Source organism: Virgibacillus chiguensis, assembly GCF_900129865.1.
In the GTDB taxonomy this organism is placed as follows: Bacteria; Bacillota; Bacilli; order Bacillales; family Amphibacillaceae; genus Virgibacillus; species Virgibacillus chiguensis.
The window spans coordinates 1-21,848 of record NZ_FQXD01000031.1 but is presented as its reverse complement, the minus strand read 5'-3'; the positions used below and the strand labels follow the sequence as shown (position 1 = coordinate 21,848).

The 21,848-nt window shown below is 36.5% G+C and carries 18 protein-coding genes, 2 tRNA genes, 1 rRNA gene and 2 pseudogenes; 7 read left to right on the top strand and 16 right to left on the bottom strand.

Going from position 1 to position 21,848, the window contains the following annotated elements; genetic code table 11:
* Nucleotides 1-350: 350 nt before the first annotated feature.
* Nucleotides 351-647 (top strand): tyrosine-type recombinase/integrase, encoded by a 297-nt coding sequence (locus BUB45_RS20845; RefSeq protein WP_084723838.1) that lies wholly within the window; start codon nucleotides 351-353, stop codon nucleotides 645-647.
* 345 nt (nucleotides 648-992) lie between these two features.
* Here BUB45_RS20845 and BUB45_RS19015 read toward each other — a convergent pair whose 3' ends face one another.
* From BUB45_RS19015 to BUB45_RS19470, 3 genes and pseudogenes are all read right to left on the bottom strand, one after another.
* Nucleotides 993-1,460, bottom strand: coding sequence for a DUF6985 domain-containing protein (locus BUB45_RS19015; RefSeq protein ID WP_073013421.1), 468 nt, complete (start codon nucleotides 1,458-1,460; stop codon nucleotides 993-995).
* Complete coding sequence (locus BUB45_RS19010; RefSeq protein WP_073013426.1) at nucleotides 1,457-2,116, bottom strand: HNH endonuclease; 660 nt, start codon at nucleotides 2,114-2,116, stop codon at nucleotides 1,457-1,459. Before BUB45_RS19010 ends, BUB45_RS19015 begins: the two co-directional genes overlap by 4 nt.
* A gap of 1,453 nt (nucleotides 2,117-3,569) precedes the next feature.
* Nucleotides 3,570-4,929, bottom strand: a pseudogene (locus tag BUB45_RS19470) (IS3 family transposase).
* A gap of 250 nt (nucleotides 4,930-5,179) precedes the next feature.
* Here BUB45_RS19470 and BUB45_RS18995 point away from each other — a divergent pair.
* Nucleotides 5,180-5,674 carry a hypothetical protein gene (locus tag BUB45_RS18995; protein WP_073013417.1) on the top strand — a complete coding sequence of 165 codons (495 nt, stop codon included), beginning with the start codon at nucleotides 5,180-5,182 and terminating at the stop codon, nucleotides 5,672-5,674.
* A gap of 472 nt (nucleotides 5,675-6,146) precedes the next feature.
* On the opposite strand, the pseudogene BUB45_RS18990 reads toward BUB45_RS18995, so the two are convergent.
* Nucleotides 6,147-7,105, bottom strand: a pseudogene (locus tag BUB45_RS18990) (IS30 family transposase).
* 334 nt (nucleotides 7,106-7,439) lie between these two features.
* On the opposite strand from BUB45_RS18990, the gene BUB45_RS18985 reads away from it, so the two are divergent.
* The gene (locus tag BUB45_RS18985) at nucleotides 7,440-8,126 is read left to right on the top strand and encodes a tyrosine-type recombinase/integrase (RefSeq protein ID WP_073013415.1); all 687 of its coding nucleotides are present in this window, start codon (nucleotides 7,440-7,442) and stop codon (nucleotides 8,124-8,126) included.
* Complete coding sequence (locus BUB45_RS20700; protein WP_342068368.1) at nucleotides 8,036-8,293, top strand: tyrosine-type recombinase/integrase; 258 nt, start codon at nucleotides 8,036-8,038, stop codon at nucleotides 8,291-8,293. Before BUB45_RS18985 ends, BUB45_RS20700 begins: the two co-directional genes overlap by 91 nt.
* Nucleotides 8,294-8,381: 88 nt before the next feature.
* Here BUB45_RS20700 and groL read toward each other — a convergent pair whose 3' ends face one another.
* Complete coding sequence (gene groL, locus BUB45_RS18975) at nucleotides 8,382-10,019, bottom strand: chaperonin GroEL (protein WP_073013413.1); 1,638 nt, start codon at nucleotides 10,017-10,019, stop codon at nucleotides 8,382-8,384.
* Between the two features lie 59 nt (nucleotides 10,020-10,078).
* Entirely contained in the window at nucleotides 10,079-10,363 is a 285-nt protein-coding gene (groES, locus tag BUB45_RS18970) for a co-chaperone GroES (RefSeq protein ID WP_073013412.1), read from the bottom strand.
* Between the two features lie 834 nt (nucleotides 10,364-11,197).
* On the opposite strand from groES, the gene BUB45_RS18965 reads away from it, so the two are divergent.
* Both BUB45_RS18965 and BUB45_RS18960 read left to right on the top strand, forming a co-directional pair.
* The gene (locus BUB45_RS18965; RefSeq protein WP_073013411.1) at nucleotides 11,198-11,902 is read left to right on the top strand and encodes a CPBP family intramembrane glutamic endopeptidase; all 705 of its coding nucleotides are present in this window, start codon (nucleotides 11,198-11,200) and stop codon (nucleotides 11,900-11,902) included.
* 131 nt (nucleotides 11,903-12,033) lie between these two features.
* Nucleotides 12,034-12,234 carry a YdiK family protein gene (locus BUB45_RS18960; RefSeq protein WP_073013410.1) on the top strand — a complete coding sequence of 67 codons (201 nt, stop codon included), beginning with the start codon at nucleotides 12,034-12,036 and terminating at the stop codon, nucleotides 12,232-12,234.
* A 409-nt stretch (nucleotides 12,235-12,643) separates the two neighbouring features.
* Here BUB45_RS18960 and BUB45_RS18955 read toward each other — a convergent pair whose 3' ends face one another.
* The gene (locus BUB45_RS18955) at nucleotides 12,644-13,306 is read right to left on the bottom strand and encodes a redox-sensing transcriptional repressor Rex (RefSeq protein ID WP_073013424.1); all 663 of its coding nucleotides are present in this window, start codon (nucleotides 13,304-13,306) and stop codon (nucleotides 12,644-12,646) included.
* Between the two features lie 347 nt (nucleotides 13,307-13,653).
* Between BUB45_RS18955 and BUB45_RS18950 the strand changes: the two genes are divergently transcribed.
* Nucleotides 13,654-15,582 (top strand): ABC-F family ATP-binding cassette domain-containing protein, encoded by a 1,929-nt coding sequence (locus BUB45_RS18950; RefSeq protein WP_073013409.1) that lies wholly within the window; start codon nucleotides 13,654-13,656, stop codon nucleotides 15,580-15,582.
* Nucleotides 15,583-15,829: 247 nt separating this feature from the next.
* On the opposite strand, the gene BUB45_RS18945 is transcribed toward BUB45_RS18950, so the two are convergent.
* The 9 genes from BUB45_RS18945 to rrf all read right to left on the bottom strand — a co-directional run bounded on the left by BUB45_RS18945 (nucleotide 15,830) and on the right by rrf (nucleotide 21,620).
* Entirely contained in the window at nucleotides 15,830-17,002 is a 1,173-nt protein-coding gene (locus tag BUB45_RS18945) for an FtsW/RodA/SpoVE family cell cycle protein (RefSeq protein ID WP_073013407.1), read from the bottom strand.
* A gap of 202 nt (nucleotides 17,003-17,204) precedes the next feature.
* A complete protein-coding gene (tsaD, locus tag BUB45_RS18940; RefSeq protein ID WP_073013405.1) occupies nucleotides 17,205-18,215 on the bottom strand; it encodes a tRNA (adenosine(37)-N6)-threonylcarbamoyltransferase complex transferase subunit TsaD in 1,011 nt (336 codons plus the stop codon).
* Nucleotides 18,208-18,663 carry a ribosomal protein S18-alanine N-acetyltransferase gene (gene rimI, locus BUB45_RS18935; protein ID WP_073013422.1) on the bottom strand — a complete coding sequence of 152 codons (456 nt, stop codon included), beginning with the start codon at nucleotides 18,661-18,663 and terminating at the stop codon, nucleotides 18,208-18,210. Before rimI ends, tsaD begins: the two co-directional genes overlap by 8 nt.
* 7 nt (nucleotides 18,664-18,670) lie before the next feature.
* The gene (gene tsaB, locus BUB45_RS18930) at nucleotides 18,671-19,366 is read right to left on the bottom strand and encodes a tRNA (adenosine(37)-N6)-threonylcarbamoyltransferase complex dimerization subunit type 1 TsaB (RefSeq protein ID WP_073013403.1); all 696 of its coding nucleotides are present in this window, start codon (nucleotides 19,364-19,366) and stop codon (nucleotides 18,671-18,673) included.
* Between the two features lie 24 nt (nucleotides 19,367-19,390).
* Nucleotides 19,391-19,840 (bottom strand): tRNA (adenosine(37)-N6)-threonylcarbamoyltransferase complex ATPase subunit type 1 TsaE, encoded by a 450-nt coding sequence (gene tsaE, locus BUB45_RS18925; protein WP_073013401.1) that lies wholly within the window; start codon nucleotides 19,838-19,840, stop codon nucleotides 19,391-19,393.
* Between the two features lie 13 nt (nucleotides 19,841-19,853).
* On the bottom strand, nucleotides 19,854-20,843 hold the full coding sequence (gene thiL, locus BUB45_RS18920) for a thiamine-phosphate kinase (RefSeq protein ID WP_244527777.1): 990 nt from the start codon (nucleotides 20,841-20,843) through the stop codon (nucleotides 19,854-19,856).
* A gap of 379 nt (nucleotides 20,844-21,222) precedes the next feature.
* Nucleotides 21,223-21,299 (bottom strand) — tRNA-Asp (locus BUB45_RS18915).
* An 89-nt stretch (nucleotides 21,300-21,388) separates the two neighbouring features.
* Nucleotides 21,389-21,465 (bottom strand) — tRNA-Met (locus BUB45_RS18910).
* Nucleotides 21,466-21,504: 39 nt separating this feature from the next.
* Nucleotides 21,505-21,620 (bottom strand): 5S ribosomal RNA (rrf, locus tag BUB45_RS18905).
* Nucleotides 21,621-21,848: the final 228 nt, after the last annotated feature.

The following is a 21,848-nucleotide window of genomic DNA, read 5'->3' as shown; positions in this document are numbered from 1 at the left end:
AACGCAATATCTATCCATCCATTATTAGGATATTTATCCCTTTTGTCAATTTGTTTAGCAATCGCTAACGTTGCTCCTGCTGCCCAAGCTAATTTATGAACTCCCAAAGCTTTTAATCGGCTTACGACTGTTTTCGTGAAAACTCTTTGAGCTTCTTTTTTACCTTTACTTAGACGAATGAAAAAATAAATGCGTGGTTACGAACTAATAACTCCCAAAACAGATGGATCCATCGCTTAATAAGCATGGAACAATCCGTTATGGACATGCTACGAAAAGTCGTTCAAGAAAACGATAAACATAAAATGCTATAGAACTTTAATTGAAGGCTATCACGCCAAAGATTTTGTATTCGCAAGAGCAAACGAGTTTCCTTTTGTTACAAAGACAATTTTAACCAGAATGAATCGTCTCATGCGAAAAACAAGTATAAAAAAGTATGCTACACCTCACATTTTAGACATACTCATATTAGTATGCTAGCCGAAGCTGGTGTTGATATTATTACAATCATGAAGCGCGTTGGCCATGAAGATATTGATACTACTAAGCGGATTTACACACATGTTTCGGATAAAATGAAAAGGGATGGAACCGAAAAGATATCTAATCTTTACGGAAACATCCTTGAAAAAACAACTTTTTAAAAAATGTGAGGTTTTTGTGAGACTTTCTCCAAATATCACCTAACCAACACTTATAACCCTTGATGCATCAGAGGTTACGGGCGATGATTTACATCATGCCGCCATAATTGACACCATTTCTTCAAATTACTTCTCACTTCTTTTCACCTAAAAAATGCAGCTTATAAAATAAAAACACTATTGTTTTTCATCGTATTTCATTCCGTTATTTCCATCGGTTATTTTTATGTTATTTTTTAAAAAATAACATCCTTTAAAGATTTGGCCCATCAAGGTTTTTAACTTACTTAAAGATCTAATATTAATTTATGTCCAAAAATACATGGTATATTAAAATAGTAATATTTAAATTGCAACATCCTGGTAACCTACCTCGGTTACTTTTTCATTTAATAGACGAAGCCCAAGTCCATTTTCTGTATCCCAAGTACAATTAAATGTAATTCCGATATGTCGAGCTTCAAAAATATCTGCATATGGAACAACAATTCCATCTAAACTTATCATTTTTAACATTTGATTTGTCGTTTCAACTAAAGGATAATTTTCATTTAATTCAATATCATAGCCTAGTTCATGTCGCTTTTGATTGTAATATTCCAAGATGGAATCCAAAAAACTTGGTTGTAAATCATGCCATTTTTTCATCAATGATTGGTATGCCGTATATTGGCCCTCATCAAACTGTCCATCCTCTTCACCATCTATTAGTAAATCTATTTCGGTTTCATTTCCAAAAAAATCAATAGTTATGACTCTTGACCAACCATAATCATACATAAGTTCACCAAAAATTGGATCGTTTATAGTCATTTTATAATCTCCCCTCTTTGTTTATTGGCAAAGCCTCCAGGTTCAAAAGCTCCAGTGTTTATTTCACCTACACCACCCAAATGTCCGAATTCACTATTTATTTTTGTTGGCACAAGCTGCATTGTTTTAACATCATTTAATTCATGCCATGTCAAATTGTTTATTTCCCGGTATTTCTTTATATCTCTTGCGATGATTCTACCAGACTCCATCCCAAATTCTCTTGCTAATTCAGGTGAATTATTAAGTTGGTCAGCTAGTTTTTGATCTGATTGAATGAAATTAGCTCGTCTAGCTTTCCCGCCATAAACGCTCTTTCCGCCTAGCATATAATTAATTTCCACTTGAGCCTTTGCTATTGATGAGAAATCAGGAATAGCATTTTTATATTGTATACCATTAATGCCAGCTTCATCTAACATTTTTTTCAGTTCTGGATCTGGCGGAGGTTTAAGCGTACATAAAGATTCTCCTCTGCCTCCCTCAAATCCTACTTTTTTATTAATCGGTGAAGGTGTCTGATTAAGCCTTGCTTCATACGAACTAGCAAATTCAGTTTGCCTAAAAGCAGGTGAAACTTCCGCATCTTTATTAACCGTACTCTTAGCCTCAAATTTTTTCTGAGCTCTTTCCCCGAGGTTCTTCACCGAAAACATCTGCGGACGAATCTCACCAAGAGGTTTCCGTTCCATGCCAAGTATCGGAATTGTAGATTCTCCAGTCGACAATTTCTCTCGATAGAAAACAGGCATTTTCACTTTAACCATTCCAGCTTTAGCTGCCTCTACCTTTTCCCGATAATAATTACCACTAAAAGGCTTACTATCCAATAATTTCGGCGCTCTTCTCGCTGCGCCTGCACCTATTTTGGCAACGCCTGATGCTCCCTTAACAGCCAAACTACCTGGTATTAAGGCAGGAATGGTCGCACCAGTAACGTACATAACCCCTTCACTTTCCACCGTATCTGTGAAGGCTTGGGCAGTTGATTCCACTGCACGCATAGGGTCTTGTAAGAATTGTATCGCAGCTTGTGTGTAGGCATCAACTGTTTCATCTGCGCTATCTTTTAACCAAGATGGCTCCACAGGATCAGGAACAACGCCAGATACGGCGACAACACCTGCATCTTTAACAACGGTTAGCAGTCCCGTAACCATGCCCGCAATGCTGTTTACTATCCCTTTTTCAAAATCATCGACAGCTTTGTTTACACTACTGACAACATCCATGACACCTTCAAAGAAATTCGTATATTTCCTTTTTACGTTTCCCGCCAAGTTATTGTATTCATCATCCGCATTTTCAAATCTTTTCACTTTGGAATGATATAAATCCCATAACTCGTCCATATAACGTTCCAACTTTTTTCTCGTTGCTTCAATACTCGTTTGGATCCGCTCCATATGACGTCGGTTGATCTCACTTGCTTCTTTTTCCGCATCCGTTGGGTCATCAAACATGCCGAAAAATGAAGCAGGTTGCTGATAGCTTTTGTTTAATGCCTTAAACACATTATTCGTTATACCGCCCTCTATTTGCTTTAAATTCGCCCAAATATCATTACGATCCACACGCATCATCGTATTTCTTGAAATCGGTGAGATATATCTCGTCGTGTCTGTTACATAATTTTCAAACAGGGATAAAAGGTCATTAATCTGTGTTTCATAATTAGCAATTTTTTCTTTCGAGGTGTTTATGTTCTGATCCCATGCTTCAACACTTTTCCCCTCATTTGTTTGCACAAAGGTACTCACTTTATCAAGTGAATCGTCCATTTTTTCTAAAGCAGGCTTATATGTCCGAAGTTCGCCAATAATATCATCTAAAATCCCATAATTAATTTGTAAGTCACGCTTCACAAACTATCCCCCTTCTCCCTCTCCTTTTAAATCCCCTTGTTATGAAGACATTTCAGCTTTTCTTCCTCTATATAAATTCTAATGGTAAAATAACCCATACACCATGCATCTTTTTTACCTGTTTTTATATAGGTGATTTTTACTAACTAATTAAACTTTTTTAATTTTTATTTGAATAAATAAAAAAAACACCTCCTCGTAACTTATTTTGAAGTGACCCCATAAAGTTAGATAGATAATTTTACTAAGCAGCTATTAAGGTATGAATTCGGTATTGTACCGAGCTCAGGCCTTTTAGTTTTGCTTTGATTCGTTTGTTGTTATAGTATTCTATATATTTTTCTAGCTCTTGCTTAAAATGCTCTATACTTTCGAATTCAATTAAATAAAGAAATTCTGATTTCATAATGCCAAAGAAGTTTTCAATAACGGCATTATCATAACAGTTGCCTTTACGTGACATACTTTGCGTAATCAATCTTTCTCTCAAGGCGTGCTGATATTGTTTCATTTGATAATGCCAGCCTTGATCGGAATGAATAAGCAGTGCATCTTCCTCTGATAACCGTTTAAATGATTTCTCCAACATTTCCGATACAAGTGAATAAGTAAGTCTAGAGTCGATTGTATAGGCAATGATTTCCCCATTATATAAATTCAGTATAGGTGAAAGATAGAGTTTCTCCCCAAATAATTTAAACTCTGTAATATCCGTTACCCATTTTTGATTTGGCTTTTCGGCATTAAAGTTCCGATCTAAAATATTTGGTGCAATATTGCCAACTTTTCCTTTGTAAGAGCGATATTTCTTCATTCGAACTAGGCTTTTTAAACCTAATTCTTTCATGATGCGTTGGACTTTTTTATGGTTTACCTTATGCCCTCGATTCCATAGTTCGTCCCGGATACGGCGGTATCCATAACGTCCTTGATGCTCATCGTAGATAGCTTGATTCAGCTTTTTCAACTCCGCATCTTTATCCGGAAGTCCGAATTTACTTATTATATAGTAGTACGTGCTACGTGGAATCTCTGCCAGCTGCAGAAGTGCCTTCACAGGGAATTCATGCCTTAGTTCATAGACTACTTGCGCTTTGTCCTGTTTGGTGATTTTTCCTTATTTTGAACTAAGGCATTCAACTTTTTTAAATAGGCATTCTCCATGCGTAAACGATCTATTTCTGCTTGTAATGATTCCAAAGTCCATTTATCCGGCTTTTACTTTTTAGATGTATGATCAGAACCTTTTTTCATGGATGACGCCCCTTTTTCTTTGGTACTAGGGCATCTATTCCTTCTGCTTCCATTTGCTTTTTCCATTGTAAAAGCGTGGAATGTGTAGAAATATTAAAGATCGCTGCTGTTTCCCGGATAGATGTCCCTTGTTCGTTCATATAATTAAGTAAATCTAGTTTATACTGCAATGTGTAAGATGTATAGCATTTTTCAAAAGCTTTTTCTCCGTAATATTCATATTGTTTAATCCAATTTAAGAGGACTGAATGGTCAACTCCTATGGATTTAGCCATTGACTTTACGCCTTCTGCACCACTTTGATAGCGAATGACTGCTTGTATTTTTTCAACATTGGTGAATTTAGCCATAAAAAACTGCACTTCCAATTATTAGAGTTGTGTCTAAGGGGTGCAGTTCATTTCGATTATGGTTACAGGAGGTGGTTTTGGTTGTGGAAAGAAAAATATCTGGACTTCACGTAGTCAAACCAATAATTACTGCGGCCCTTATTTAACTTGAATTATTATTTTATAAAAATAATGTATAATGAAGAAGGATTTTGATTTTCCCTGTAGAAATTATTGTATATAGCCATAATATTGGCTATACAAAAATTATTTGGAGGGTTTTATTATTTCAAAAAAGAAAAATTATTTTAAGAAGTTACTTGTTTCTGTTTCGGCAATTTTACTAGTTTCTGGTTTAATTGCACCTGGAATTAATGCAGAATCTAGTAAATCTGAGGCTGAACCAATACCTAGTTTTCTTGGAGACCCTGACCATTATTACAATCCTAATGAAGGAGTTAAAGAAGACAAACTGTATGGTCCAATTAAAGAAGAAACAATTCGTATTTCAAATGGGTCTCTTGGTATTTATTCAGGAGGTAGTTTAGCTCTAGAAAGACTTGTCAAAAACAGAGTTGGGAAAGCCGTTCTTGGATATGCCGGTGTTGCAGGGGCACTTGTAGCCGCGCTCAATGAAGCTAAAGGAAACAACGGTATAGAAATTACTATCTACACCCAAAGAGGAACTACTGAGGTTTTTGACGGTGCTGTTTGGGTCGAACATACAGGTGAACATATTGTAGGTTACGACGTGTCAACGTATTAAAAATCGAGTCATTATAATATTAAAAACCGCATGACATCTATTTTTAGAATCATGCGGTTTTTTAAATGCATAAAATCCTTTACTGATTACGCTTTTTTCTAAATAACTTTATTAAATCTATAATAGTTATTACAATAAACACAAATAAAAAGATCCTGAACCACAGTAAATCTTCCTCTTCAAACACAACCGTAACAATAGCCACCAAACTAATAAGAACTAATATTCTGTATATTTTTTCGGGCAAAAACATAAATAAAATTCCCTCCAGCTTTAATACATGCTTAGTTACAGTATACAGAATAATTCATTATGTTTCATCTTTTAATTTTGTTAAACGGATCATAATTAATAGCCCAAATCGTTCTGTCATAAATTAAATACTATTAATAGGCTAAAGGTTAACACTGTGATTGTATGCTAACCCCCCATCCAATTAAGGACAGGGCTTTTTAAGTTTTGATTTGTCAAATTAATCGAGACAACATATTTTGATCAAATTCTTTATTGACATGAAACACTCCATCGGTGTTTTGTAACCTAATGATTTTCTTGGAACATTGTTTCGTTTAAATGCTACTTCAGAAATATACGTTTAGGTTATGTGGTTGAAATCCATATCTTTTGGTAGCCCATTTCTTCGGAGCAGACCGTTGGAATGCTCATTTAATCCTCTTTGTGAAGGAGTTACAGGATCTGCAAAATAAATATCAATATCTTGCTTATTACTGATAGATTTCCAATTAGAAAACTCTTTACCACAGTCGAAAATAATCGATGTAAACAAGTGTTTCGGCAGTGGAGCGAGCCAGTCATTAAGCGATGATTCAACATTAGCAGCTCTTCTTACCTCCGGCTTAATGGCAATGATACATTTTGTTAATCGCTCAACCAATGTGATGACAGCACTTTTACGATGGCGACCAACAATCGTGTCTCCTTCTAGATGACCGAATTCTTTCTTGTAATTCGGATGGTCATTGTCTCGGTCGTGAATGCTGCGTCTAAAGCTTCGGTTCCCTCTTTTTTCCTTATAGCCATTTGGCTTGCGTTTGCCTTGTATAGGTAAAGTATTCACATCGAATTCGCCTGCTTCAAACTTACAATAAAGGGTACGCGTGCTACAGGAAATAGTCTTTCATTCCGACCGATGATGACATCAGGCGTCCAACCGTCACGGGCTTTTTCTTCAATGTAGGCTCTTTCTTCATCTGTTAACTACGTTCTTTTTCGACCGCATTTAGCTTTGTTCGCTTTATAGTTCAAATGAATGTCTATCGGAGTTAGACCGTTTTTTGGTTCGCGAATTACACGATAAATAGTTTCATGACAACGCTTTAATTTTTCAGCGATTTTCCGACCTAATAGACCAAATTCAAGCTATTTCCCTATGAATATGAGCTCTGTTTTGGTAAGATAGGTATAAGACATGTCAGATACACTCTCCTTAACTTTGGTTGGTTTTGATTGAGTATATCATGGTATGTCTTTTTTGTATTGCATGGTGTCATCTCTTTGAAGTCACAATATCACACTAACCACAGCTTTAGCTGCCTGCCCTTGACCACCGTGCCCATTCTTAGTGATCGGTGGAAGGGGACGGGGGACCCCACCAGCGGAGCTTAGAATGGATTGTCCGTGGTACGCTATTCATGCGGATGTTGCCTTATAGCATTTTTTCAACTATCCGCCGCTTACATCTCACCACGGGCACAAACAAGGTCAAGGGTGGAGGTAGGGTGACCTTCACTTAAATACTGATGTGATGACAATATTTTATGTGTCTCGCTTAATTTTACAATCTAGGAATGATATTGCTAGGACAACCGTGCAAGGGGTAAATACGACAGCTGGAATGATATTCAGACAAGCAATCAAAGATAAACTAATAAAAGATAACCCTCAAAACGGGGTAGTTGTTCCTAAAAAAAGAAAAACAGTTGAAGAAATTGAAAAAGATCCAATTGAAACTAAATACTTGGAACGTAAAGAACTTGATGATTTTCTTAAAGCTGTACGTGAACATGGATTGGATTTAGATCTTGAAAGATTTTATCTATTGGCGTTTTCTGGAATGCGTTCAGGAGAATTACTTGCTTTAAAATGGACAGATATTAACTTTAAAAGTAATGAAATTAGAATTACAAAGACGCTTTATAACGAAAATAACAACATGAAAAAATACCAATTAACACCGCCTAAGACAGAAGGAAGCATTCGAACAATAAATGTAGAAGAAGAGATTATAAATTTATTAAAATCTCACTACAGAAGGCAAAGTAAAACCAAGATGAAATATAGGCATGAATTAGAAGAGTACCACGATGGAAATTTTGTGTTTAGCAGACCTAACGGTTATCCATTTATCCAGAAAAGAACCGATTACTTGAATATACCAATATTACTAAAAAAGCTACCCCTCACATTTTTAGGCATACACATATTAGTATGATGACTGAGGCCGGAATCGATTTGGCAACTATTATGGAAAAAGTAGGTCATGAGGATATGAAAACAACTATGAAAATTTATACTCACGTAACAAATAAAATGAAAAAGGACGCCTCTGCAAAAGTAAGAACTTTATACAAAGACGCCCTTTCTAACTTAATTTCTTAAAAAATGTTATTTTTATGTTACTTTTTAGGGTTTTGACGGTAGAATATCCGCTTAAGATGTTGCTATATCAACATTCTTGAGTGGATTTTTACATCATGCCGCCCATGCCGCCCATGCCGCCCATATCAGGCATTCCGCCGCCAGCGCCGCCGTCTTCTTCAGGCTTGTCAGCGACTACTGCTTCTGTCGTTAAGAACATTGCAGCTACAGATGCAGCGTTTTGAAGTGCAGAGCGAGTAACTTTTGTTGGGTCAACGATACCAGCTTCAACCATATTTACCCATTCGCCAGTAGCAGCGTTGTAACCAACACCTACTTTTTCACCTTTTAGACGCTCAACAATGATAGATCCTTCAAGACCGGCATTGTGTGCGATTTGACGTACTGGTTCTTCCATAGCACGGCGTACAATGTTAGCTCCAGTTGCTTCGTCTCCTTCAAGGTTCAATTCAGTTACTTTGTTGTAAATATTCATGAATGCTGTACCACCACCAGCAACAATACCTTCTTCTACAGCAGCACGTGTAGAATTCAGCGCATCTTCAATACGTAGTTTACGCTCTTTTAGTTCAGTTTCTGTTGCAGCTCCAACTTTCACTACTGCTACTCCACCAGCTAGCTTAGCTAGACGCTCTTGTAGTTTTTCTTTATCAAATTCTGAAGTTGTTTCTTCAGCTTGCGCACGGATTTGTGCAACACGCGCAGAAATTGCTTCTGGATTTCCAGAACCTTCTACGATTGTAGTGTTTTCTTTTGTAACTACTACTTTCGCAGCACGACCTAGTTGATCCATTGTAGCGCTCTTAAGATCTAAACCAAGGTCTTCTGTAATCACTTCAGCGCCAGTTAGTGTAGCAATATCTTCAAGCATTGCTTTACGACGGTCACCGAATCCAGGAGCTTTAACAGCTACTGCGTTAAATGTACCACGTAATTTGTTAACAACAAGTGTCGCTAACGCTTCGCCTTCTACATCTTCAGCGATCATCAATAAAGGTTTACCTTGCTGAACAACTTGCTCTAGTACAGGCAATACTTCTTGAATGTTACCGATTTTCTTATCTGTAATTAGAATGTATGGATCTTCTAAAACAGCTTCCATTTTGTCTTGGTCTGTTACCATGTATGGAGAAGCATATCCACGGTCAAATTGCATACCTTCTACTACTTCTAACTCTGTGTTAAAACCTTTTGATTCTTCAATGGTAATAACACCATCGTTACCAACACGTTCCATTGCTTCAGAAATAAGGTTACCTACTTCTGCATCATCAGAAGAAACTGCTGCTACTTGAGCGATAGATTCTTTGCTTTCGATTGGCTTGGAAATCGTTTTTAGTTCATTTACTGCTACTTCAACAGCCTTTTCGATTCCACGACGAACACCAACAGGGTTAGCTCCAGAAGCAACGTTTTTCAACCCTTCACGAATCATGGATTGAGCGAGTACAGTTGCTGTCGTTGTACCGTCACCAGCAACATCATTTGTTTTAGAAGCAACTTCAGATACGAGTTGTGCACCCATATTTTCAAACTTATCTTCAAGCTCAATTTCTTTGGCAATCGTAACACCATCATTCGTAATAAGCGGTGAACCGAATTTTTTATCTAATACAACGTTACGTCCTTTAGGTCCTAATGTAACTTTTACCGCATCTGCTAATGTATCTACACCACGTAGCATTGCGCGACGTGCTTCTTCACTAAACTTAATTTCTTTAGCCATCGATAAATCCTCCTTTTATTGTTCAAGTTACGTAATATTTATCTATTCTTATATCGAGATTAGCTTACTACAGCCAGGATGTCATTTTCACGAAGAATTAAGTATTCTTTGCCTTCGTATTTCACTTCCGTACCGGCAAATTTTGAAAAGATGATACGGTCTCCTTCAGCCACTTCTAAGGCAGCCTTTTCACCTTTTTCTGTTACACGTCCAGAACCAACTGCAACTACTGTGCCTTCCTGTGGTTTCTCCTGTGCAGAGTCAGGAAGTACGATACCGCTTGCAGTTTTTTCTTCTTGTTCAACAAGCTCGATAACAACGCGATCTCCTAGTGGTTTAATCATGTGTAGAAAGCCTCCTTAATTCTAATCTTATATTTTTATTAGCACTCGAATCAGGTGAGTGCTAATTCCAATTATTATAATAAATAATTCCGGAGAAAATTGCAAGTAGGAAAGCATAATTTTTTTAGAAAAACTTGGCTTTTCGCCTAATCTGTATGGCAAAAGCTATTGTTTCCTTACAGTGTAAAAATAACATACACATAAGAGAGCAAGAGAATTCATACATTATCAATCTTTCTGTTATATAGAAATTACGAATATATGATAAAATAACATGTACATTCTATGTTATCGTTACTCATTGTGATAATTCAAATATAAATACTTCGAAATACGTATTATTTCTCATGCGTTAAAATACGGTTCTAACAATAAGGTGTTTTCCATCCCTCTTGTATCTCCAATAAAAACAAGAACACGTTATAAGACAATTTTTTTTGCCCTAATAAAGATATGAAGACACTTTATGTAATGAATTTATATGAAGTATATCTATCCCCCCCAACACATGACATAAAAGCAATATATGATACGGATAGATCATTTATTATTGAACATGAAGACATTTTTACGGAGAATATCATTTTTCTCATACGAAAAACTTAAAATAATATACGTAAAGATAAAAATAGAAATGTATAGAATCATTGAGGAAAAATAAGTCTTTATGGCGAAAAAGCACCATCATTGGTTTTATACTATAAACCAAAAATCCTCTACTATCCTAGTATTAGGAAAACTGGGCTTACCGCCAGTTCTTTTTAACGGAAGCTGTGGTTCTCCTTAAACTATAAACCTTTACACTTTTAGTACAAAAAAAGGAGTCGTTGTACATTGCCAAAAAGATATTGGTGGGTTATTATTAGCTACATTATTACACAATTTTCGGTTATATTAACTGGGAGTATCGTTTATAGCGCATTTCCTGTTTCCAAATTAGAGGCATCCATATATGGAGGGGTAATTAGTTTTCTATTAGGTCTTATTGTAGTACTACTATTAATGCGACCCGACATGAAACAAGGGTTACAACAGCGCGACGGTGCATCCATTTGGGGTATCATTACTTGGTCGATTTTAGGTACATTTATGGCTATATTTAGCCAAGGCATTGCAAATTTTATCCAAATAGCGCTTTTAGGCATTGCACCAGGTTCAGAAAATACACAAGGAATTATGACAATGGCACGGGCTATACCTCTATTTGTTATTATTCCAGTTTTGACAGCCCCCGTTTTAGAAGAAATTATTTTCCGAAAAATTATATTTGGAACTCTATATAAGCGAACGAACTTCTTTATTGCCGCGCTTATATCTGCGGCTCTTTTCGCGATTATTCATGGAGAACCACAACATATTTTAGTTTATGGAACAATGGGGCTTGTATTTGCTTACTTATATGTGAAAACGAAACGAATTATCGTACCCATCTTTGCTCACATGGCAATGAATGGAATTGTTGTTATTGCGCAATACAATCTTGATCCTGCGGAAATCGAAAAACAACTAAACGAGCTACAAACCGTCCTTTTATTATAAGTTACCTTGCATACGTACACGTCTATGCTACCATTAACTTATAGGATTTAATAAAAAACGTTACCAAATCTTTGTAATAAACGTTCTGCTTACATGTAATATGAAAACTAGGCTGGTTGGAGGCTTTCAATATGAAGATTTCTCCCAAAACAATGGGAATCGTCTACCTTATTATGGGAGCATTTTTCACGTATGTTGCTATTTTAAGTGTAGATGAAACAATGTGGAATATAACAACAATGGTGTTAGCATTATTCGCCACACTGGAGACAGGTGTAGGCATCCGCTTACTCGCCATTCATATTCGACAAAAACGCAACAATAAAACATAAGATTCGCAAATCGATACGCTCTATTACCATTTCAAACGCTTAGAATGAAGCAGTATGATTTTTTATTTATTTGTTTATCCATGATGAACGAATGAGGAAGGAAGAAGGTAGATAGAGGATATATGGCGGATGACAGTTTTTTTACAAGTGGAAGATGAAGTCCCGACATGTACGAAGGCTCATTATGCATTTCAGCACTCTCATATCTTGTTGAGCTTGTTAATTGATACTTCATCCTTCTTTATAATGTAGAAAAACTTGACTTGTCGCCTAGTCCTATGGTGAAAAAACGCTATCGTGTTTCTTATACTATAAAACTTTTAAACTTTCTATAGTACAAAAAAATGATGGCACCCATTCAGGAAGCCATCATTTTTTGTGTATTTTCCTCATTTATACTTGAACTACCTCAATCCATGGGCACTTCCTCTTCTTCATCCTCTGTGATTAGAGGATAATGTTTTAAGAAGTAAACTAATGCTTGTAACTCCACAGCTAGATCAATATGATGTACACGAATATGCTTTGGTACAGTTATTCTTGCTGGTGTGAAATTGAGTATCCCTTCCACTCCCCTATTAACCAAATGATCAGCCATAGGTTGTGCCTCACTTCCAGGAATAGTCAATATGGCCACTTTAATATCACCCAGTCTATCCTCTAATTCCTCTATATGATAAACAGGCACATCACTAACCATCGTGCCGACTTTTTCAGGGTTACTATCAAATGCCATTTTAATCGCAATATTATTATTCTTCATGAAATTATAATGTAAAAATGCAGTACCTAAATTCCCAACGCCTATGAGTGCAACCTCTGTCGTTTCATCTTGATCTAATGTCTTCCGAAAAAATTCAAGCAAATACTCCACATTATAACCGTACCCTTTTTTACCAAGAGCGCCAAAATAGGAAAAATCTCGGCGAATCGTAGCTGAATCTACTTTCACCGCATCACTTAATTCTTTTGAAGAAACACGCTTTTTCCCTTGATGATTTAAATTATTTATGAATCGGTAATATAAAGGTAATCTTTTAGCAGTCGCTTGAGGTATTTTATTTTGCTCCATCATTTTATCATCCTCCACTTCAACTATTATATTTTATTTTTTTACAGCATGCTGTTACCAATTTCTTGACTCTACAGTTAAAAATTTTTCGTGCCCTATTGTGTATCGCTTACATTATAAAGCGATCAAAAAGTTTCCTTTCCTCTTGATATATAGATTTCGAGTCAAAACTGTATCAATGCTTTTGATCAACTTTCCTAACCTAGATTCATTCGGGGGATTTGGTTTTATTTACTAACTCTCTTTTATTTTAGCAGAAAACTGGAAATAAGTCGTGACTTAGTTCACAATTATATTGATTGATTTTAGGAAAGTAAGATACACTAGAAGAGAGATGGGGGTATATTATGATACGAATGCAAATGAACGGTCTGTCAAAATCATTTGGTGCTGATGAAATTTTATCAAATATAAAGCTAGAAGTAAAAGATCATGATCGAATAGCTATCGTGGGAAGAAATGGCTCCGGGAAATCAACATTATTAAAAATAATGGCAGGGGAACTAAGCTATGACCAAGGTGAATTATTTATGCCTAAAGATCTTACTTTGGGTTACCTAGCTCAACATACTGCACTAGAGTCTGAAAAAACAATTTGGCAGGAGATGCTTACTGTTTTCCCTGAATTAACGAAACAAGAAAAACAACTGCGAATAATGGAAGAGAAGATGGAACAGGCAACAACTTATACTTCTGAAGCCTATGAAAAACTATTACGTGATTATGACCGCTTACGTCACGCTTATGAACAAAATGGCGGATATACGTATGAAGCCGATATAAAAGCGGTTTTAACGGGGTTGAATTTTCATTTATTTGACTATGATACACCGATTCAAACGCTAAGCGGCGGTCAAAAAACACGACTTTCATTAGGAAAGCTACTATTAAAAAAGCCGCAATTACTCATTTTAGATGAACCGACCAACCATTTAGATATTGCAACGTTAAATTGGCTAGAAACCTACATAAATAGTTATCCTGGTGCAATAGTAGTCGTATCCCACGATCGTTACTTTCTAGATAAAACGGTATCTATTGTGTATGAAATAGCTCGCCATCAAACAAAGCGTTATGTCGGAACATATAGCAAGTATTTAGAGCAAAAAGCACTTGATTTTGAAAGAGAATGGAAAGAATACGAAAAGCAACAGACTGAAATCAGGAAAATGGAAGACTTTATTCAACGTAATATTGTGCGAGCTTCAACTACAAAACGAGCACAAAGCAGAAGGAAACAACTAGAAAAAATGGATAAAATAGATAAACCATTAGGGGACGAAGCGTCTGCTTCTTTCTCGTTTCAAGTGAACCGTCGGAGTGGCAACGATGTACTTAAATTAGATAAACTATCATTTCGATATCCGAATGAAGAAGAAAATTTATTCCAAAATGTACATTTGCAAATTAACCGCGGAGAAAGCGTGGCTCTTGTTGGACCGAACGGAGTCGGGAAAACGACGCTACTAAAAATTGTGTTGGGAAAATTAAAAGCGATCCATGGGACAGTTCAGCTCGGAACGAACGTACAAATCGGCTACTATGACCAAGAACAAGCAAACTTAAACTCTTCTAAAACCGTGTTGATGGAATTATGGGATGACTATCCAACCACAAATGAAAAAGATATTCGGACAGTTCTCGGTAATTTCTTGTTTTCTGGTGAAGATGTCTTAAAGCCGGTAAATGCATTAAGTGGCGGCGAGAAAGCGCGGCTAGCTTTAGCAAAATTAATGATGCAACAAGCAAATTTTCTCATTCTTGATGAACCGACCAACCATTTAGATATTGATAGTAAAGAAGTACTCGAGGCCGCCTTAGTAAACTTTCCTGGTACAATTTTATTCGTTTCCCATGACCGTTACTTTATTAATAAAATTGCTGATCAAGTAGTGGAAATGCAAAAGATGAAAACGACGATTTACCTTGGCGATTACGATTATTATTTAGAAAAAAAAGCAGAAGAAGCTGAATTAAAACGATTAAACGAATCATCCAATCAAAGTGAACATGCTCCCGATTCAGACAGAAAACGCCATTTTGAACGCGATAAGCAATTACAGCGCGAACAAAGAAAGAAAAAAAGACGAATCGAAGAACTTGAAACAAAAATTGAACAGTTAGAAAACGATATAGAGCAGCTAGAAAGCCAGATGGAGTTACCAGAAATCTTTCAAGATCATGAAAAAGCATTAGAATTATCAGAAGAAGTCAATCGTCGTAAACAAAAAGTGAACTTCTACATGGAAGAATGGGCAGAATTACTGGAAGATTAATTTACCCACATGACTTGGTCATGTGGGTAAGTTTTATTATTTTATACTACTATAGGAAAGCCTTAAAGAATTGGGGATAAGCCAAGTTTTCTATAGGAAATCTTGTTGAGTTTGAAGCGCCACCTAGGATATATCGTGTATTTCCCAGCTTTAAACGATTAAATAAAGCGGAAAAACTCCTACTATCATTTAAACTTCCCCATTATGCACATGTGGATAATCCGAATATTTAATTTATCCACAAGTTTTACTTAAATAAATAATCATTTTGAATAGAGTTTTCCACAGCTATCCGATAAATAACACCAAAACCAAGCATAGAAGCCATTACAGAACTACCTCCATAACTTATAAAAAGCAGCGGTATTCCTGTTACTGGCATTATCCCTAGCGCCATACCAATATTTTGAAAAACGTGAATGAGCAATAAACTCATAAATCCAAAACAAATATATGCGGAAAAAGGGGAATGACTATAAATGGACAACCCAATCATTACTAATTTATATAAGAAGATAAAATATAGAAAAATCACAAGTGCACCGCCAACGAAGCCAAAACTTTCCCCGATGATGGAGAAAATAAAATCTGTCTGTGCTTCCGGAAACGACACTTCCTGACTCCCCATTCCTTTACCAAACAATTGACCAGATCCGAGTGCCATAAAGGCCTGATTAAAATGCCAATTTGCATCACTTGCCTGTTGCGATGGATCAAACCAAGTGAGTATACGATCTATTTGATATTTTTGTCCCTCACCGACTAGCTGCTTAGCTAAATCAGGAAATTTAACAATAAAAGCTAGCGCAGCTCCAATAACAGAAGTGATACTCACAATTAATGTCGTTAGTATTTTCCAATGAATACCTGAAAGGATAATGATAACTCCAGCTATAAATAAATAAACCATTGACGTTCCAAAATCGGACTGCATCATAATTAATGCCACAGGTAAAGCTACCACGGTCAAAATTTTAATAAGCAGTTTAAAATCAGATTTAAGGGTTGGTTTAAGAAATTTTTCTTTATGCTTTTGTATAACTGTAGCCATATAAATGATGGTCGTTATTTTTGTAAACTCGGATGGTTGTATTGTAACAACTTTGAAATTAAACCAACTTTTTGCTCCATTTGTATGTGGTGCAATACTTTCTGGGCTAATGAGTAGTACAAAAAGTACAAATACACCAAAAGCATAAATGTATATGCTCACTTTATATATTTGCTCCATGTCCAAGTATTGTATAGCTGCAACGATACCAATTCCGACCGTAAACCAAACGGATTGCTGTAGCATAAAGTTTGCACTGTACTGCTCTAGCTGTTGCGCATTATAAATCGAAAGCAAACTGACACATACAAGTAATATAAATATAGAGATTAAATCTGTTTGTATATAATAGGATTGCTTTTTTGACATTGCTTATCACCAAATTTCTGCTTTTACTCTAACATTATCCACACGGAAACCCTATTTTCATACAGTGGCTACCAACGATTCACATATGTTATTCACACTATCCACAGCACTAATTATATATATCCACAAACGTATGCACAATAAAGCTATTACTAGACCACTACTTTAAACAGTTATGCACAGACTTGTGGATGGGTGTGGATTATTTTAATAACATGGACGCTCGAGCATTTAAATCTAGACCAGACCTTCTCCCTTGTTCAAAAGCAATCGTCCCAGCAGCTGCAATCATTGCAGCATTGTCTGTGCATAAAGAAAGTGGCGGAATTTGTAAAGGGATTTGTAAGTTGGCAAATTCCTGCTGTAAAGAAGATCGAAGCCCTTTATTAGCCGCCACACCACCAGCTACGATGACTTGTTTTACATGATACTCTTTAGCCGCGCGCACCGTTTTCGTTGTTAATACATCTATGACACTTGCTTGGAAGCTTGCTGCAATATCTTCTGGCTTCAACGATTCACCACGCTGTTTTGCATTATGAATTGTATTTGTTACCGAAGATTTCAAACCACTAAAGCTAAAGTCATAACTATCTGGCTCCAGCCAAGCTCTCGGAAATGCAATCGTTTCTTCACCTTGTTTTGCTAACTTATCAATTTCGGGACCACCTGGATAAGGTAGATGTAATAGCCTTGCTACTTTATCATATGCTTCTCCAGCTGCATCATCTCTTGTTTCGCCAATGACTTCATACTCACCATGCGCTTTCATAATAACTAACTCTGTATGCCCGCCGGAGACGATCAGTGCTAATAAAGGAAATTTAAATTCTTCTTGCAAGCGATTTGCATAGATATGACCGGCAATATGATGTACACCAATTAATGGCTTATGTTTACTAAAGGCGAGAGCTTTAGCTGCATTCACACCAACTAACAGCGCTCCTACAAGACCCGGTCCTTCTGTTACAGCGATTCCGTCAATTTCCCTCCAACTAATAGCTGCTTGTTCCATAGCTTCCTCTAAAACATATGTAATTTGCTCTACATGATGTCGGGAAGCAATTTCTGGGACAACACCACCAAACCGCTTATGGCTTTCAATCTGTGATGAAACGACGTTGGACAAGATTTTTTTACCATCCTTGACAATGGCAACTGCCGTCTCATCACAACTTGTTTCAATACCTAGTATTACTACTTCTTTACTCATTTATATTCACCCACATCACAATTGCGTCCTCCTGATTATCTGTATAATATTGCTTTCTAATGCCACCAGCTACAAGCCCAAATTTGCGATAGAGCTTTTGAGCAACAATATTAGACTTTCGCACCTCTAATGATAAACGACGCACTCCTTGGATAAGTGCATATTTGAATACATGTCGGAAAAGCTGTTCACCTAATTTTCTTCCACGCTGAGATGGCAAAATAGCAATATTGGTTATTTGTGCATCATCAAAGACAATCCATATACCTACATAACCGACAATCTTTCTATTACATTCAATAACAAAATAATGCGCATATTGATTTTCAACTAACTCCTGTTTAAAAATTTCCTCCGACCAAGCTGTAGAAAATGATTCTTTCTCCACATACATAACAGCATCTATATCTGCTACTCGCATTTTTCTTATGGTAACTTCCTGCTTCATCACGAAGTTAACAACCTTTATTACTTTCTAACCATTTAGCCTCTGCTTCTGCTAAACGAAGGTAATTAGGACGTAGTGTATGTGTAGACCCTGCTTGTTTTTCTTTAGCTGTTGCAATTACATGCGCAGGACGAATTACATGAACCGGCTCTTCTGGGATCACTGCTCTATTCCCTACTATTGATATAATTTGTTCTTGATGAATGGATATGTCTGGACTTAAGAATAAAATTGATCTTTCCAAGCTTTTAAGTTCCTCAAGTAAATCCTGCATAGCAACGTTTTCTTCTTTTCTCAAAATTTGTAACTGATTATTTTCAAAACGATAGCATCCTGCAAAGGCTAACCCTCTTCTAGCATCAAAAAAAGGACAAATAATGCCATTAAAAAAACGTCCTTGATAAGCAAGCACTTCTAAGCTTGATACGCCAATAACAGGGATATTTAATGCCCACGCCATCGTTTTTGCTGTAGCCAATCCTATACGAACACCTGTATAAGAACCTGGCCCTTTAGCTACTACTATTTTGTCCAACTGTTCCGGTTTCATATTTACTTCCTGCATTAGTTTATCGATAGCAGGCATTAATCGAACGGAATGGTTTTTAGGTAAATTTGTAACTATTTCACCTAATATTGTATCATCCTGTTGAATGGCAACACCTAATACTTGATTCGATGTATCCATTGCAAGTATATTCATGTCCATGACTCCTCGTATGTCGAATTAACTTTTTAACTGTTCTATTACCCATTCATAGTGATAACCATGTGGGATAAAGGTAAACTTTCGTGACCTTTCGTCAATATTAGCAAGCTTTACTTCCAAATACTCTACTGGTAAGAATGGGGCTATAAATTGAGGCCATTCTACAACCGTTACTCCTTCTCCATGGAAGTACTCATCAAAACCTATATCCTCTTCACTATTTTCCAACCGATACACATCCATATGATAAAGAGGCAATTCACCTTCATATTCCTTAATAATTGTGAATGTTGGGCTAGATACATGTCGTTTTACCCCAAGCCCTGCAGCTAATCCTTTTGTGAACGTAGTTTTCCCTGTACCAAGATCGCCTTCTAACGTAACAACATCTCCAGGACTCAATAACAAAGCCAACTTTTCACCTAAATCTATGGTTGTTTCTTCTGTATTTGTTATTATTTCATACATTTAATTTGTACACCTACTTTAAGTGATTATACCCTTTTTGTAGCAATCTTTCTAATTGCTGATTTCCTTTGTTTATGTAAACATGATTATGATCGGGTTCATAGAATACCTTTCCTATTTGCGTCAGCTGTAAATCGACTCTTTTGGCAGTATCAACTAATATGTCCCAATTCGTTGCAGCAACTGTACCGATTAATTCAAAGTCCTCTCCGCCAAAATATTTCCATTGATACTGGTCAGACTTAGAAAACTGAAAAAAACTTTTATAGACCGGAATTGCTTCATCAAAAAGTTGCATACTTACATTTGATGCTGTTGCTATCTCTGCAGCCTCATTAGCTATACCATCACTCACATCGTTTAACGCAACGCGAACAGTTGTAGGTATCCCAAGAGCAAAATCAACTCGAGGAACTGGTCTTCGGTGGCGTTCCGTATAATAAGCAGCATCTTTATACTTCTTTTGATTTGTTATAATATGATAACCAGCTTGTGAATCACCTAAAGTTCCCGTAACAAAGACAATATCACCATCTTTAGCATGATGTCTATATCGAGCTTGTGATTTTTCAACATAGCCTATCACTGTAATGGTTAGAACGAGTTCGTTTCCAGACACTGTGTCTCCACCAATTAAATCCATATTATACCTGCTTCCTATTGCCTTCATCCCTTGGAAAATATGCTGCACTTCTTGAGGGCACCAATGGCTGGGAAAAACAATGGAAACCAAATAAAAAGCAGGTTGAGCACCCATAGCAGCTAAATCACTAATATTTGCTGCTAAAGTACGAAAGCCGATATCATAAGCAGACATCGTATCTTTTCGAAAATGAACACCTTCCACAAACGTATCAACAGCAGTCACGATATCTTTTGTGTTTTGCCGAAAAACAGCTGCATCATCGCCTATACCTTTTACCACAGATGACTGTCTGTAGTAATTTTGTTTAATTGTGTTTATAAATTCAAACTCATCCACTTGTCGCTCACCAAATTTCATATATAACTATATTTATGATAGCAAAAAATGTGGGAAAAAGAAAAAGGAAATACTGGTTTTGTGGAGAAAAGATTTGTATTGTGATTTTGTTTTACACTACAGGAAAGTATAAAGTGATCTACAATCTGTGGGGGTTTTTAACATCCCCCAGTAATTGATAGTACTATAAGTTGTAATCTAAATGATTCTAATCAAATCAGTGATTTAGATGCTATACTGAATTACAGCACCTTATATCTGGTATATAAATTTGTAGCTTAACGTAGAAACAAAACGATAGCGTTACTCACCATAGAAATTTGGTGATAAGCCAACATTTTATAAGAAAATAAAAAACACACGATTTTATTAAAACCATGTGTGTTGAGTTCTATTTATCTGGCGGTCCGGACGGGACTCGAACCCGCGACCTCCTGCGTGACAGGCAGGCATTCTAACCAACTGAACTACCGGACCAAATTTATTATATTAATGTAGGATATTGTTCGATATATACAGCCAAAATGTTCTTATTGAACTTTTTAGTTTATTTTTAGATGATAATTTGGTTGCGGGGGCAGGATTTGAACCTACGACCTTTGGGTTATGAGCCCAACGAGCTACCAGACTGCTCCACCCCGCGATATGAAATAAGTCTTTCTACAAAATATAAATCAATTTTGCCTGGCGGCGTCCTACTCTTGCAGGGACAAAGTCCCAACTACCATCGGCGCTGGAGAGCTTAACTACTGTGTTCGGCATGGGAACAGGTGTGACCTCTCCGCCATTACTACCAGGCAAAGTTGCTATCTGTTATGTTGTGCTTCAAAGAGGCACAAATCTTATTATAATCGTTTTTGTGAAAAAATCAAGATCTTTGTTGAAAAAAGTCATTTTTTCCTTGTTACCTTGAAAACTAAATAAGAGATCATTCAACGTACATCTACCAAAAAGGTTAGTTAAGTCCTCGATCTATTAGTATTCGTCAGCTCCACGTGTCACCACGCTTCCACCTCGAACCTATCA

Bases quoted from the DNA above. Each gene is read 5' to 3' on its own strand.
- groL (WP_073013413.1), bottom strand. From the start codon at position 10,019: ATGGCTAAAGAAATTAAGTTTAGTGAAGAAGCACGTCGCGCAATGCTA.
- thiL (WP_244527777.1), bottom strand. From the start codon at position 20,843: ATGAAATTTGGTGAGCGACAAGTGGATGAGTTTGAATTTATAAACACA.
- groES (WP_073013412.1), bottom strand. From the start codon at position 10,363: ATGATTAAACCACTAGGAGATCGCGTTGTTATCGAGCTTGTTGAACAA.
- tsaE (WP_073013401.1), bottom strand. From the start codon at position 19,840: ATGTATGAAATAATAACAAATACAGAAGAAACAACCATAGATTTAGGT.
- BUB45_RS18945 (WP_073013407.1), bottom strand. From the start codon at position 17,002: ATGTCAAAAAAGCAATCCTATTATATACAAACAGATTTAATCTCTATA.
- BUB45_RS18950 (WP_073013409.1), top strand. From the start codon at position 13,654: ATGATACGAATGCAAATGAACGGTCTGTCAAAATCATTTGGTGCTGAT.
- tsaB (WP_073013403.1), bottom strand. From the start codon at position 19,366: ATGAATATACTTGCAATGGATACATCGAATCAAGTATTAGGTGTTGCC.
- BUB45_RS18960 (WP_073013410.1), top strand. From the start codon at position 12,034: ATGAAGATTTCTCCCAAAACAATGGGAATCGTCTACCTTATTATGGGA.
- BUB45_RS18955 (WP_073013424.1), bottom strand. From the start codon at position 13,306: ATGGAGCAAAATAAAATACCTCAAGCGACTGCTAAAAGATTACCTTTA.
- rimI (WP_073013422.1), bottom strand. From the start codon at position 18,663: ATGAAGCAGGAAGTTACCATAAGAAAAATGCGAGTAGCAGATATAGAT.
- BUB45_RS18985 (WP_073013415.1), top strand. From the start codon at position 7,440: ATGACAATATTTTATGTGTCTCGCTTAATTTTACAATCTAGGAATGAT.
- BUB45_RS19010 (WP_073013426.1), bottom strand. From the start codon at position 2,116: ATGTTTTCGGTGAAGAACCTCGGGGAAAGAGCTCAGAAAAAATTTGAG.
- tsaD (WP_073013405.1), bottom strand. From the start codon at position 18,215: ATGAGTAAAGAAGTAGTAATACTAGGTATTGAAACAAGTTGTGATGAG.
- BUB45_RS19015 (WP_073013421.1), bottom strand. From the start codon at position 1,460: ATGACTATAAACGATCCAATTTTTGGTGAACTTATGTATGATTATGGT.